The organism is Bacillus paralicheniformis (assembly GCF_002993925.1).
GTDB lineage: Bacteria > Bacillota > Bacilli > Bacillales > Bacillaceae > Bacillus > Bacillus paralicheniformis.
Genome location: NZ_CP023665.1, coordinates 140,076 through 153,324, shown reverse-complemented (window position 1 = coordinate 153,324; position 13,249 = coordinate 140,076). Strand labels below are relative to the sequence as shown.

Annotated in this window: 18 protein-coding genes and 2 other annotated features; all 18 genes read right to left on the bottom strand. The window is 44.4% G+C overall.

Annotated elements, in window-relative coordinates:
- Nucleotides 1–114 precede the first annotated feature (114 nt).
- A complete protein-coding gene (locus CP943_RS00850; protein ID WP_035337477.1) occupies nucleotides 115–720 on the bottom strand; it encodes a class I SAM-dependent methyltransferase in 606 nt (201 codons plus the stop codon).
- A gap of 139 nt (nucleotides 721–859) precedes the next feature.
- The gene (gene rplL / locus CP943_RS00845; RefSeq protein WP_003178305.1) at nucleotides 860–1,231 is read right to left on the bottom strand and encodes a 50S ribosomal protein L7/L12; all 372 of its coding nucleotides are present in this window, start codon (nucleotides 1,229–1,231) and stop codon (nucleotides 860–862) included.
- A gap of 44 nt (nucleotides 1,232–1,275) precedes the next feature.
- Nucleotides 1,276–1,776, bottom strand: coding sequence for a 50S ribosomal protein L10 (gene rplJ / locus CP943_RS00840; RefSeq protein WP_003178304.1), 501 nt, complete (start codon nucleotides 1,774–1,776; stop codon nucleotides 1,276–1,278).
- Between the two features lie 69 nt (nucleotides 1,777–1,845).
- Nucleotides 1,846–1,987, bottom strand: a sequence feature (ribosomal protein L10 leader region).
- Between the two features lie 50 nt (nucleotides 1,988–2,037).
- Entirely contained in the window at nucleotides 2,038–2,736 is a 699-nt protein-coding gene (rplA, locus tag CP943_RS00835; RefSeq protein WP_020449850.1) for a 50S ribosomal protein L1, read from the bottom strand.
- A 101-nt stretch (nucleotides 2,737–2,837) separates the two neighbouring features.
- Nucleotides 2,838–3,263 carry a 50S ribosomal protein L11 gene (rplK, locus tag CP943_RS00830; protein WP_003178300.1) on the bottom strand — a complete coding sequence of 142 codons (426 nt, stop codon included), beginning with the start codon at nucleotides 3,261–3,263 and terminating at the stop codon, nucleotides 2,838–2,840.
- Nucleotides 3,264–3,432: 169 nt separating this feature from the next.
- Nucleotides 3,433–3,966 carry a transcription termination/antitermination protein NusG gene (nusG, locus tag CP943_RS00825; protein ID WP_003178298.1) on the bottom strand — a complete coding sequence of 178 codons (534 nt, stop codon included), beginning with the start codon at nucleotides 3,964–3,966 and terminating at the stop codon, nucleotides 3,433–3,435.
- Nucleotides 3,967–4,142: 176 nt separating this feature from the next.
- The gene (gene secE / locus CP943_RS00820) at nucleotides 4,143–4,322 is read right to left on the bottom strand and encodes a preprotein translocase subunit SecE (protein ID WP_003178291.1); all 180 of its coding nucleotides are present in this window, start codon (nucleotides 4,320–4,322) and stop codon (nucleotides 4,143–4,145) included.
- Between the two features lie 35 nt (nucleotides 4,323–4,357).
- The gene (gene rpmG / locus CP943_RS00815) at nucleotides 4,358–4,507 is read right to left on the bottom strand and encodes a 50S ribosomal protein L33 (RefSeq protein WP_020449849.1); all 150 of its coding nucleotides are present in this window, start codon (nucleotides 4,505–4,507) and stop codon (nucleotides 4,358–4,360) included.
- Between the two features lie 83 nt (nucleotides 4,508–4,590).
- A complete protein-coding gene (gene sigH, locus CP943_RS00810; RefSeq protein WP_003178288.1) occupies nucleotides 4,591–5,262 on the bottom strand; it encodes an RNA polymerase sporulation sigma factor SigH in 672 nt (223 codons plus the stop codon).
- Nucleotides 5,263–5,325: 63 nt separating this feature from the next.
- Nucleotides 5,326–5,838 (bottom strand): ribosome-dependent mRNA decay endonuclease Rae1/YacP, encoded by a 513-nt coding sequence (gene rae1 / locus CP943_RS00805; RefSeq protein WP_020449848.1) that lies wholly within the window; start codon nucleotides 5,836–5,838, stop codon nucleotides 5,326–5,328.
- A gap of 5 nt (nucleotides 5,839–5,843) precedes the next feature.
- Nucleotides 5,844–6,593 (bottom strand): 23S rRNA (guanosine(2251)-2'-O)-methyltransferase RlmB, encoded by a 750-nt coding sequence (rlmB, locus tag CP943_RS00800; RefSeq protein WP_023855918.1) that lies wholly within the window; start codon nucleotides 6,591–6,593, stop codon nucleotides 5,844–5,846.
- Nucleotides 6,590–7,006: a Mini-ribonuclease 3 gene (locus CP943_RS00795; protein ID WP_035337471.1), complete on the bottom strand. Its 417-nt coding sequence runs from the start codon at nucleotides 7,004–7,006 to the stop codon at nucleotides 6,590–6,592. The genes rlmB and CP943_RS00795 overlap by 4 nt, the downstream gene beginning before the upstream one ends.
- 2 nt (nucleotides 7,007–7,008) lie before the next feature.
- Nucleotides 7,009–8,412 carry a cysteine--tRNA ligase gene (gene cysS / locus CP943_RS00790; RefSeq protein ID WP_105980628.1) on the bottom strand — a complete coding sequence of 468 codons (1,404 nt, stop codon included), beginning with the start codon at nucleotides 8,410–8,412 and terminating at the stop codon, nucleotides 7,009–7,011.
- On the bottom strand, nucleotides 8,409–9,059 hold the full coding sequence (cysE, locus tag CP943_RS00785; protein WP_020449844.1) for a serine O-acetyltransferase: 651 nt from the start codon (nucleotides 9,057–9,059) through the stop codon (nucleotides 8,409–8,411). Before cysE ends, cysS begins: the two co-directional genes overlap by 4 nt.
- A 74-nt stretch (nucleotides 9,060–9,133) precedes the next feature.
- Nucleotides 9,134–9,364, bottom strand: a binding site (T-box leader).
- The gene (gene gltX, locus CP943_RS00780) at nucleotides 9,365–10,822 is read right to left on the bottom strand and encodes a glutamate--tRNA ligase (protein WP_105980627.1); all 1,458 of its coding nucleotides are present in this window, start codon (nucleotides 10,820–10,822) and stop codon (nucleotides 9,365–9,367) included.
- 81 nt (nucleotides 10,823–10,903) lie between these two features.
- Nucleotides 10,904–11,380 (bottom strand): 2-C-methyl-D-erythritol 2,4-cyclodiphosphate synthase, encoded by a 477-nt coding sequence (gene ispF, locus CP943_RS00775; protein ID WP_020449842.1) that lies wholly within the window; start codon nucleotides 11,378–11,380, stop codon nucleotides 10,904–10,906.
- Nucleotides 11,373–12,068, bottom strand: coding sequence for a 2-C-methyl-D-erythritol 4-phosphate cytidylyltransferase (ispD, locus tag CP943_RS00770; protein WP_020449841.1), 696 nt, complete (start codon nucleotides 12,066–12,068; stop codon nucleotides 11,373–11,375). The genes ispF and ispD overlap by 8 nt, the downstream gene beginning before the upstream one ends.
- A gap of 16 nt (nucleotides 12,069–12,084) precedes the next feature.
- Nucleotides 12,085–13,173 (bottom strand): PIN/TRAM domain-containing protein, encoded by a 1,089-nt coding sequence (locus CP943_RS00765; RefSeq protein WP_009330350.1) that lies wholly within the window; start codon nucleotides 13,171–13,173, stop codon nucleotides 12,085–12,087.
- Nucleotides 13,174–13,249: the final 76 nt, after the last annotated feature.

Sequence of the window (13,249 nt, the reverse complement as noted above, 5' to 3'; positions counted from 1 at the left end):
TTTTATTAGTGTTCCCAAAAATGTATATTTTATACAAACCTAGGCGTTTCTTAAAAACAGCAGCAAAATATATACATTGGCATTTTATAATATTAACATAGCTGAAAATCCGAGTCAAACTTTTTTTGCTTTGATGATATAGTACCCTTTCTTTTTGTGAACGACTTCAACGTCCGCAAAAAGTTCTTTTAATTTTTCAATGGCAGAAGGCCCGCCTTGTTTTTTCTGAATGACGACCCACAGCTCTCCTGAAGGCCGCAAATGTTCAGCGCTTTTTTCAAAGATGGCGTGCACAGTTTTTTTCCCGGCGCGTATGGGGGGATTAGTAATAATAGAAGCGAATTTTTTTGCAGGTTCGACGTTGGCAAACAGATCACTCTGATAGATCTTTGTGTTGTCGATCTGATTATTTAACGCGTTTTCCTTCGAAAGTTCGACAGCTCTTTCATTAACATCGATCATATGAACCATTCGATCTTCGAAATCCGCAGCAAGCGAAAGACCAATCGGGCCATAGCCGCAGCCTACATCCAAAAAATCACCTTCTGTATCCGGTTCCCGGAAAGCTTCAATCAGCAGCCTTGAGCCAAAGTCCACTTCTTTTTTTGAAAAAACTCCGCTGTCGCTGATAAAAGTAAACGTCCGGTTTCTCAAGCGAAATTCCCACGTTGATCTGCTGCTTTTTGCTGAAGGTTTTTCCGAATAATAATGGTCAGTCATCACAGAACCTCCTCAGTTGGTGAACTCTCCAGATATCTTGAAACAAGATGGCGTATCTTATGCGGAAGGGACTACAATTAATTAGCAAAGAAAAAGCCCGCTTTTAAAAGCGAGCTTTCCCCTAAAGATTAGGTGAAGATTACTTAACTTCTACAGAAGCGCCAACTTCTTCAAGTTTAGCTTTAAGCTCTTCAGCTTCTTCTTTCGCAATACCTTCTTTAAGAGGTTTTGGAGTGTTGTCAACAAGTTCTTTAGCTTCTTTCAAGCCAAGACCAGTGATTTCACGAACAACTTTGATAACTTTGATTTTTTGATCTCCTGCACCAGCAAGAACAAGATCAAATTCAGTTTTTTCTTCAGCAGCACCGCCTGCAGCAGCTCCGCCAGCTACAGCTACAGGAGCAGCAGCAGTTACGCCAAATTCTTCTTCGATTGCTTTTACTAAGTCGTTCAATTCAAGTACAGTTGCTTCTTTAACGGAAGCAATGATTTCTTCGATATTTAAAGCCATTTGTAATTCCTCCATTTTGTTTTATTTTTTAGATACTGATGCTATTAAGCGCCTTGTTCTTCCTTTTGTTCTGCAACAGCTTTAGTTGCAAGAGCAAGGTTGCGAACTGGAGCTTGAAGTACGCTAAGCAACATAGAAAGCAAGCCTTCGCGAGATGGAAGTTCAGCAAGAGCTTTCACTTCTTCAACTGTAGATACTTTGCCTTCGATTACGCCCGCTTTGATTTCAAGAGCTTCGTGCTTTTTAGCAAACTCGTTAAGAACTTTAGCTGGAGCGACAACATCTTCAGTGCTGAATGCAATCGCATTCGGTCCTGTTAAGAAATCGTTCAAACCATCAAGTTCAGCTTGTTCAACCGCACGGCGAGTCATCGTGTTTTTGTACACTTTGAACTCAACGTTAGCTTCGCGAAGCTGTTTACGAAGTTCTGTTACTTCAGCTACGTTAAGGCCGCGATAGTCAACGATGATCGTTGATTTACTTTCTTTCAGTTTAGAAGTAATTTCTTCAACAACAACTTTTTTTGTTTCAATTGCGCTGCTCATGGTTACACCTCCTGTAAGATTCATCTGTGTAACACTTATACCGTTCGGTGATCACGTTCTTTAACGACATGTTCCATATAAAAAGCCTCCATTCGACATGGAGGCTGTATATACAAGCATACGTAACGCTAGAGCTGTGATATATATACACCTCGGTAGGAGATTAAGCCTTATGGGCACCTACTGTCTACGGTATAAATGGACATATTTTATTTTTACAACGTTTTGAATTATATCAGAACGTCTTATCAAAAGTCAATATTATTTTACGTTGAAAGTTGATGGGTCCACTTTGATTCCAGGTCCCATTGTAGATGTAACAGAAACGTTTTTCACGTATACACCTTTAGCAGCAGCAGGTTTCGCTTTCAAAATTGTGTCGTACATTGTCGCGAAGTTTTCTACAAGCTTGCCTTCTTCGAATGACACTTTTCCGATTGGAACGTGGATGTTTCCTGCTTTATCAACGCGGTATTCAACTTTACCAGCTTTGATTTCGTTGACTGCTTTTTCAACTTCGAAAGTAACCGTTCCTGTTTTAGGGTTTGGCATAAGACCTTTTGGTCCAAGCACGCGTCCGATTTTACCGACTTCACCCATCATATCAGGAGTCGCAACGATTACATCAAAATCAAACCAGCCTTGCTGAATTTTGTTGATGTAATCAGAATCGCCTACGTAGTCTGCACCAGCAGCTTCTGCTTCTTTCGCTTTTTCGCCCTTAGCGAAAACAAGAACGCGCTGAGTTTTGCCTGTTCCGTTTGGAAGTACAACTGCACCGCGGATTTGCTGGTCGTTTTTACGAGGGTCAACACCTAAACGGAATGCCGCTTCAACAGTGGCATCGAATTTAGCTGTGTTTGTTTTTTTCACAAGCTCAATCGCTTCGTTTACGTCGTAAGCTTTTGTACGCTCTACAAGCTTGGCAGCTTCGACGTATTTTTTACCTTTTTTAGCCATTTTAAAATTTCCTCCTTAGTGGTTTTAGCGGAATAACCTCCCACGAATAAGGGTTGCGAACTTGTCTGATCCAAACTCGCAACCCAGCAAAGAGACAAAAATTAGTCTTCGATCACAATACCCATACTGCGGGCAGTTCCTTCAACCATACGCATAGCCGCTTCAACATCTGCCGCATTTAAGTCAGGCATTTTTGTTTCGGCGATTTCACGTACTTTATCGCGTTTAACGGTTGCGACTTTATTACGGTTAGGCTCACCAGAACCTGACTCAATTCCAGCCGCTTTTTTAAGCAATACAGCAGCAGGCGGAGTTTTTGTGATAAATGTAAATGAACGGTCTTCGTAAACCGAAATTTCTACAGGAATGATCAGACCAGCTTGGTCAGATGTACGAGCGTTAAACTCCTTACAGAATCCCATGATGTTAACACCGGCTTGACCCAATGCAGGACCAACTGGCGGAGCTGGATTCGCTTTTCCAGCAGGAATTTGCAATTTTACAACTTTAACTACTTTTTTAGCCACGAGACACACCTCCTTAAGTCCGTGATGTGGTAATAGGGTGAACCCTCCCACTCAAGGTCTCATTCTTTATATGAATGATGAAAATATCAAGCTAGCTGCCTTGACCTTTTTGCCAAGACGCACCTTTGTATATTATCACTTTTATATAGTGATTTCAAGCGCTTTTCCATTACAATTTGTCAACTTGAGTAAATTCGAGCTCAACCGGGGTCTCTCTTCCGAACATATTAACGAATACTTTGACTTTATTTTTGTCGTGGTCGATCTCTTCGATCGTCCCTGTGAAATCAGCAAACGGGCCGTCGATCACCTTGACGGTTTCTTTTAATTCAAAGTCGATTTCTGTTTTTCTTTCTTCAAGCCCCATCCGCTTCAGAATTTTTTCCGCTTCGCCCGGAAGCAGCGCAGTCGGCTTTGAACCTGATCCGGCTGAACCGACAAACCCGGTCACGCCAGGCGTATTTCGAACAACATACCAGGAATCATCCGTCATGACTAGTTCGACAAGTACATACCCAGGGAATACTTTCTTTTTAACGACTTTTTTCTTGCCGTTTTTAATATCGGTTTCTTCCTCTTCAGGTACAACGACGCGGAATATCTTATCCTGCATCCCCATCGATTCCACCCGTTTTTCCAAATTCGCCTTTACTTTATTTTCATAGCCGGAATACGTATGAACCACATACCATTTCTTTTCCATTCTCATTCAGGACCCTTTCAGTCCTTCCCTCCCCACACCTTAAAAGTTTTTGGCCGTACCGGGAAACTGACACTTTCTTTTATACGAGCCTCATATTTTGAAACAATGAAAAAACCCGTTAAACGGGTTTTTTGGCAAGTCATATTTAGATCTATTATAACACGTTATGCTGATCATTATTCAACTATTAAACGAATTAATTGCGTAATACCCGAATCGATGAGTGCAAAAAAGATAGCGAAAAAGATAACGGTGGTGATAACAGTGATCGTATAGCGCGTTAGTTCTTTTCCTTTAGGCCAGGTGACCTTTTTCATTTCTTTTCCGACATTCTTTAAAAATTTGATAATACCCATGGTAAGAAACCTCCACAACCTAAAAACAAAAACGCCTATTTTGTTTCCAGATGTACTGTATGTGAATTGCAGTTATTGCAGTATTTCTTTACTTCGAGCCGTTCAGCCAAAGCTGCGGAGCTTTTCATTGTCGTATAATTACGACTTCCGCAATTTTTGCAGGCTAACGTTACTTTTTTCTTCATGTTTACACCTTTTTCTGGACGATCATTTTCCTAAGTAACATATCACAGTCATAAAATGACTGTCAATATGCCATAAGCATTGGCTACAAGCTGATTTCGCGGAGCTCCAGGTACTTTTCAAGCTTTCTTTTGACACGCTGGAGCGCATTATCGATCGATTTTACATGGCGGTTTAGTTCTTCGGATATTTCCTGATAGGATCTTCCGTCGAGATAGAGCGCAAGAACTTTTCTTTCTAAATCACTAAGCAATTCTCCCATTTTCAGCTCGATATCATCGAATTCTTCCTGATTGATGATCAGCTCTTCAGGATTCATGACCTTGGCTCCGGAAATCACATCGAGAAGCGTCCGGTCTGATTCCTCGTCATAAATGGGCTTGTCCAGCGACACATAAGAATTGAGCGGAATATGTTTCTGGCGAGTAGCTGTTTTGATAGCGGTAATAATTTGGCGGGTAATGCATAATTCTGCAAAAGCTTTGAATGAAGTCAGCTTGTCCTCTCTAAAATCACGGATAGATTTGTAGAGTCCAATCATGCCTTCCTGAACGATATCTTCCCGATCAGCCCCGATTAAGAAGTAGGATCTTGCTTTTGCCCTTACAAAATTACGGTACTTTGTAATCAAGTAATCTAACGCATCACTGTCTCCGACATGAACCATTTCAATGACCTGCTCGTCTTCCAACTGGCAAAAACGTTCTTTGCTGAACTGTTCTTTGCTGAATTTTCCCTGGTTGTTTTGTAAGTTCACTCCGATCCCCCCGACCGCACGTAGATAGAAATATTATACAGTAATGGACAAAAAAGCGTCAACCTAATCCAAGTCGCCACGCCGCCATTTTTCGAAGATCTTCAAGACGTCTTCTGACAATGGAATTTTCCCCGCGGGACGTTCTGAGGTGATTTGTTTCACCCTTTTTTCGATTTGCCTTTCGATCGCTTCGACTTCCCTGAGCAGCTCCCTGGCTGATTTGCGCAGGGCCCCTTGGCCGAAAATCGCCCATTGCTCTGTGTAGTCGGATGTGGCAACATGGAGTTGCGTCTGAATATTATTCAAGTCTGACACCAGTTTTTCGATCCGTTCATCAGCCGTTTCATTTTCCCTTGTGAATATCACTTCTACGCGATGATTGACCTTCTTTTTCTCGATTCCTTTAACGAGATGCGCATCAAAGACAACGATTACCCGGAACCCAGTATACGATTGATATTCCGCCATCTTCTGTATCAACAGATCCCTTGCTTCTTCAAAACTGTTTTCTTTTAAATCTTTCAACTGAGGCCATGCCCCAATCATGTTATAACCGTCGACCAACAGGATGTCCATTCCGTCTATTCTCCCAGAGGGCTTCGTTTCCGGTACACTTCATACATCAGGAGGCCGGCTGCGACTGAGGCGTTCAGGGACGTAACTTTTCCCGCCATCGGCAGGCGGATGAGAAAATCACATTTCTCTTTTACAAGCCTTCCCATGCCTTTTCCTTCGCTGCCGATGACAAGCGCCAGCGGCATATTTCCATCAAGCGACCTGTAGTCCTGTTTTCCAGACGCATCGGTACCGACTACCCAAATGCCCCGTTGCTTCATTTCTTCCAGGGTTCGCGACAGGTTGGTCACTTTGACGACCGGGATATGTTCGATGGCTCCTGTCGAGGCTTTGGCGACAGTCGTCGTAAGGCCGACCGCGCGCCTCTTCGGGATGATGATGCCATGAGCCCCTACCGCGTCTGCGGTGCGCATAATAGAGCCCAGATTGTGCGGATCCTCAATCTCGTCTAAAACGAGGATAAACGGCTGTTCATTTCTGTCTTCGGCCTTTTGAAAAAGATCATCCAGTTCGGCATACTCGTAAGCCGCGACCTGAGCGACGACGCCTTGATGCTGTCCGGAAACCATTTGATCGAGTTTTTTTCTTGGGACATAATGAATTGTGATGCCTTTTTTGGCGGCAAGTTCAACGACTTGCTGAGCCTGTCCCTTCACTGTGTTTTCCGCCATCCACAGCTTATACAATTCCCGGCCTGACTTTAATGTTTCGATGACCGCGTTTTTTCCTATGACGTAATCATGCTGCTCACTCATTTGACTTCCTCCCTGCCATCCCGTTTTTCCAGCGCTGCTTTGATGAGTTCATTAAGCCTATCTTCCCTGTTCTCAAGAAAAAGATACCCGATGACCGCCTCAAAAGCCGTACTGTAACGATATGTTTGAACATCCGTATTTTTCGGTACCGTTCCGGATTTGGCATTCCGTCCTCTTCTCAGCACAGCCTGTTCTTCCTCGGTGAAAAATCCCTGCTCCTCTAGCGCAAACAGCATGCTTGCCTGCGACTTGGCAGAGACATAGCGCCTCGACTGCCTGTGCAGATCATTGGGCCTTGTCATGCCTTGCTTTAAGAGGTGATGCCTGACGTATACCTCTAATACGGCATCACCCATGTAAGCAAGCGCCAAACCATTCAGCTGTTTGGCGTCTTTAATGGTTTCCAAATTCATGTTTACGATTCTCCTCTTTTCCAGCGTGTACCCTGTGGAGTGTCCTCCAGGATAATGTTCATGCTTTTCAGCTGGTCGCGAATCTGGTCAGATGTTGCGAAGTCACGGTTTCTGCGGGCTTCATTCCGCTTCTCGATCAGTTCTTCAATGTCCTTATCCAAAAGTTCCTGTTCCTTGAGGGAGAAGCCGAGAACTGAGCAGATCTCGTCAAACAGCTGTAGAAATGCCTGAATGACATGTTCTGAAGTATTCTTTTCCTGCAGATAGTAGTTGGCGTGTTTGGCCAGATCAAACAGGACGGAAATTGCATTCGCTGTATTAAAATCATCATCCATTTCCGTTTCAAAGGCTTTTCGCTGCTCTTCAATTTTTCCGAGCCATTCTGAATCGCCCTCTGTTAAATTTGTACTGCTTTTCAGGCGATACTGCAAATTGCTATAAGCTGTTTTTAGACGCCCAAAAGCATTTTTTGTGTTTTCAAGAAGTTCGACCGAATAGTTGATCGGATGTCTGTAATGAACAGACAGCATGAAAAACCGCAGCACTTGGGGATCATGCTCTTTAATAATGTCATGCACAAGCACAAAGTTACCGAGCGATTTTGACATTTTCTCATTATCGATATTAATGTAGCCGTTATGAAGCCAATATTTCGCGAAAGGCTTCCCTGTCAATGCTTCCGATTGGGCAATTTCGTTTTCGTGATGCGGGAAGGTCAAATCCTGGCCGCCGGCGTGAATGTCGATCGAATCGCCCAAATATTTTTTCGCCATCGCAGAGCACTCGATATGCCAGCCGGGACGGCCTTTTCCCCAAGGGCTATCCCAGGAGATTTCGTTATCTTTCGCCGCTTTCCATAATGCGAAATCGAGCGCATCTTCTTTTTTCTCGCCCACTTGAATCCGGGCGCCTGATCTCAGCTCATCGACTGATTGATGCGACAGCTTTCCATAGCCTTCAAACGATCTTGTTTTATAATAAACATCCCCGTCTGCCTCATAAGCATAGCCCTTATCGATCAGCGTTCGAATAAAATCGATGATTTCATCCATGTTTTCAGTGACGCGCGGATGGCAGTCCGCTTTTGTGCAGCCCAGTGAACCGACATCTTCGAAGTACGCCTTAATAAAGCGTTCGGCGATGACCGGCACTTCCTCTCCAAGCTCATTTGCCGCTTTAATTAATTTGTCATCGACATCTGTAAAATTGGAGACGTATTGGACGTCATAGCCTTTATACTCCAAATACTTTCTGACCGTGTCATAGACGATCGCCGGCCTCGCGTTTCCGATGTGAATGTAGTTATATACGGTCGGACCGCACACATACATTTTGACCTTGCCTTCTTCAAGAGGCACAAACGGCTCTTTTTTTCGTGTGAGAGTATTATACAGTGTTAGTGTCACAGCTCATCTTCCCTTTCTTTTCTCCGGAGCTCTTGTTTCAGCTGCCTGATTTCGTTTTCCAATTCTCTGAAGCGGTCAGCCACCGGATCCGGCAAGTCCTGGTGGTTCAAGTCGCGTCTGATTTTCTTTCCGTTTTGTACGACGACGCGGCCCGGGATGCCGACAACGGTGGAGCATTCAGGCACATCATGCAGGACGACGGAGCCGGCGCCGATTTTCGCCCCTCTTCCGATTGTAATGGATCCAAGCACTTTTGCCCCTGTTGAGATCAGGGCATGATCCTCGATTGTCGGATGCCTTTTGCCTTTTTCTTTTCCAGTTCCTCCTAGCGTTACGCCCTGAAAAACCGTGACATTGTTTCCGATCTCACAGGTTTCGCCGATCACAACCCCCATGCCGTGATCGATGAAAAACCTCCTGCCGATCTTGGCACCCGGGTGAATTTCGATTCCTGTAAAGAAGCGGGCGATTTGAGAGATCGTTCTGGCGATGAAAAACCTTTTTCTTTTATATAAAGCATGTGCAATTCGATGCGCCCATATAGCATGCAAACCTGAATAAGTTAAGATGACTTCAATGTAGCTTCTCGCAGCTGGATCTTGATCAAATACGACATCTACATCTTCTTTCAGCATTTTAAAGAACACATGATTCCCCCCGTTCCCCGCTTCCTTTGTCTCTATCTATTGTCAAACCATATAAAAAAACGCCTCTGTCTAATGACAGAGACGCTTTTTGACGCGCGGTTCCACTCTGTTTAGAAAACAGCACAGCTGTTTTCTCAACTCTCATCCATAACGGCGGATACCGCCTTTGAATACTTGTGTAAAAACGTTCTTCAAAGGTCTCAAGAGGTGCATTTCTAAAGCCCGGCGCTTAAGTCTTTTCCAGCCGATGAAGACTCTCTCTTTAAAGGCCCTGGCTTTATACTTATCCCTGTCAACGATTTATCTTATTGAATAATGTTATTCAGCCGTTTTAAAACGGTGTCTTTCCCCAATAATTCAATGGACTGAGGCAGTTCAGGACCGTGGGTCTGGCCTGTCGTCGCTACGCGGATCGGCATAAACAGCTTTTTCCCTTTATGTCCTGTTTCTTTTTGAACGGCTTTGATGGATGCCTTGATCTCATCTGCCGTAAACGAGTCAAGCTGCTCAAGCTTTTCGGCAAATACATGAAGCACTTCCGGAACCTGCTCTTCTTCTAAAACTGTTCTTGCTTCACGATTATACTGGATATCGTCTTTAAAGAACAACTCTGTTAACTCGACGATTTCAGCGCCGTAGCTCAACTGTTCCTGATATAGAGAAATCAGCTTGCGAACCCATTCCTGTTCGCTGCCAGTTAGCTCTTCTGAAACCTTGCCCGCTTTTTGCAAATGCGGAACGGTCAATTCGATCACCTGATCAAGATCAAGTTTTTTCACATACTGGTTGTTGACCCATTTCAGTTTATGCGTATCAAACACCGCTGGTGATTTTGACAAACGGTGTACATCAAATATCTCAATAAACTGTTCTTTTGTAAACAGTTCTTCTTCTCCGACCGGCGACCAGCCGAGAAGAGTGATGAAGTTAAACAATGCTTCCGGCAAATAGCCGAGCTCTTCGTACTGTTCGATAAACTGAATGATGGACTCATCCCGTTTGCTCAGTTTTTTACGGTTTTCATTGACGATTAATGTCATATGTCCAAATGCCGGGATGTCCCAGCCAAGGGCGTTGTAAATCATGATCTGCTTCGGCGTATTGGAAATGTGGTCTTCGCCGCGCAGGACATGCGTCATTTTCATTAAATAGTCATCGACAGCTACGGCAAAGTTGTAAGTAGGCGTTCCGTCTTTCTTCACGATAACGAAGTCGCCGATGCCGTCTGTTTCAAAAGAAATTTCTCCTTTGACGATGTCATTGAAGCTGATGACTTCTCCTTGAGGGACTTTAAAGCGGATGCTCGGCTGTCTTCCTTCAGCTTCGAGCTTTTCCTGCTCTTCTTTAGTTAAATTGCGGCACTTGCCTGAGTAGCGCGGCATTTCTCCGCGGGCAGCCTGTTCCTCGCGCTCTTTCTCAAGCTCTTCTTCCGTGCAGTAACATTTGTAGGCAAGCCCTTTTTCAAGAAGCTCCTCGTAATATGTTTTGTAAATGTCGTTTCTTTCGGATTGGCGGTATGGTCCGTATTCTCCGCCGACATCCACGCTTTCATCCCAGTCGATGCCCAGCCATTTTAAATAGTTCAGCTGGCTTTGCTCTCCGCCTTCAATGTTACGCTTCCGGTCCGTATCTTCAATGCGGATGATGAATTTTCCGCCTTGGCTCCGGGCAAACAAATAATTAAAGAGAGCGGTTCTGGCATTTCCGATATGTAAATGGCCTGTTGGGCTCGGCGCATAACGAACCCGAACTTCGTTTCCCATCTGTCTAACTTCCTTTCGTCTCTAACAGAGTTCAAATTTATTTCCTATTCTATCATCAAATGAACCTGTCTTCAAAATGAATTATACCTTTTGGAGCAGAACGGAAGCCTGAGCGGCGATTCCTTCGGCTCTTCCCGTAAATCCAAGCTTTTCGGTTGTGGTCGCTTTTACGTTAATTTGGGACATTTCCGCCTCAAGCCCTTCGGCAATTCTGGCTCTCATGTCTTCGATATACGGCGCCATTTTAGGCTTTTGGGCGATGATTGTACAATCCAGGTTCCCGAGCGTATAGCCTTTTTCCTTCACAATCATCCAGACGTGACGAAGGAGTTTGAAGGAGTCGGCATCTTTGAACTCAGGGTCGGTATCCGGAAAGTGTTTTCCGATATCGCCCTCGCCGACGGCGCCGAGACACGCATCCGCAATCGTGTGCAAAAGCACATCGGCATCCGAATGTCCGAGCAGGCCTTTTTCGTAAGGAATCGTAATTCCCCCGATAATGAGCGGCCTGCCTTCCACTAGTTGATGGACGTCAAATCCTTGGCCTATTCTAAACATGTTCATTCCTCTTTTCCGCTTCTAATATCGCTTCTGCGACAAGCAAGTCATCCGGGGTCGTCAGTTTGATGTTTTGATAATCCCCTTGAATGATTGCAACCGTACCTCCGGCTTCCTCGACCAGACTGGCGTCGTCCGTACCGAGGAAACCTTTTGTTTCAGCCTCAAGGTGAGCATTCATCAGAATAGAAAGACGAAAAGCTTGTGGGGTTTGAGCGGCCCACAAGCTTGAACGTTCAATCGTTCCGGCTACTTCACCGTCTTGAACGCGTTTGATCGTGTCTTTAACAGGTACGGCAACGATAGCAGCCCCTGTTTCCTTCGCTTTCTCGACAAGCTGTTCGATATATTCCCGTTTAATAAAGGGTCTTGCTCCGTCATGGACGAGGACCGTTTCCTCTTTGCCGGCCGCTTTAATACCCGCAAATACGCTTTGCTGGCGTTCTCTTCCGCCCGGAACCATCTCGATCGGAGTTGTAAAATGATAGGTTTTTAAAAGGGTGCTGAATTCACCGAATTCCTGTTCATTGATGACAAGAATGATCCTTTTGCAGGCATCATGGTTTTCAAACACCTTTAATGTATGAATAATCACAGGTATTCCTTTCGCCTCGATAAACAGTTTGTTTTTCCCGGCATTCATTCGTTTACCTTGTCCGGCGGCAGGAATGACGACTTCGTAATTCATTTTATTTCTCCCTTTTTCAAAGCGCCTTTTCCAGCAGTTTTGGCTTGGCGAATATCATTCTGCCAGCCGCTGTCTGCAGCACGCTGGTCACGAGCACGTCGATATGTTTGCCGATATAATTTCGTCCTTCTTCCACAACAATCATCGTGCCGTCGTCCAGATAAGCCACGCCCTGATTATGTTCTTTCCCGTCTTTGATGACCTGCACCTTCATTTCTTCTCCCGGAAGCACGACAGGTTTGACGGCGTTGGCAAGGTCGTTGATGTTCAATACGGCAACCTTTTGGAGCTCGCATACTTTGTTCAAATTGAAATCGTTGGTAACGACAACGCCTGAGGTCAATTTCGCCAGTTTGACAAGCTTGCTGTCGACCTCTTGAATATCTTCAAAATCGCCTTCATAAATTTCAACTTTGATATCGAGCTCTTTCTGGATCCGATTTAAAATATCCAGTCCTCTCCGTCCTCTGTTTCGTTTGAGGACGTCTGAAGAGTCGGCGATATGCTGCAGCTCCTCAAGCACAAACTGAGGAATCACAATGACGCCTTCAAGAAATCCGGTCTGACAAATATCAGCAATTCTCCCATCTATAATAACACTTGTGTCTAAAATTTTCAGCTTTTTGTCTTCTTCGGGACGCTCTTCCTCAGCAGAACCTTTTTTCTTTCTCGATGTGAAAAGTGTCAGCATTTCATCCTTCTTCTTGAAACCTACACGGAATCCGAGATAGCCGAGAAATGCGGCCAACACAATCGGAATGACCGTGCTGATCAACTGATAAGGGATGTCTTTTAACGGAATGACATTGACGATAAGATAAGCGAGCATAAGTCCGAAGATTAATCCCAAAGAGCCGAACAATAAATCTGAGACAGGTGCTTTGATCAAGGAATCCTCAATTTGTTTCACCCAGTTGATGACATGATCCGCACACCAGATGCCCAGAAGAAAAAAGATGATAGCTCCTAAACAAGCGGACGCATACGGGTTTGTTACTAAAGGTATGTCCTGTACATTTAACAGCACAAACAATTCCGGTATGAGAAAAATACCGATAACGCCTCCCAAAATCGCAAAGAACGCTTGAACTATTCGTTTCAACATACCTTCACCTCCTTTAAAATAATCGTTTTAATTTTTATGAATGCAGCTGTTTCAACCGGAAAAAGGGAAAACAAAA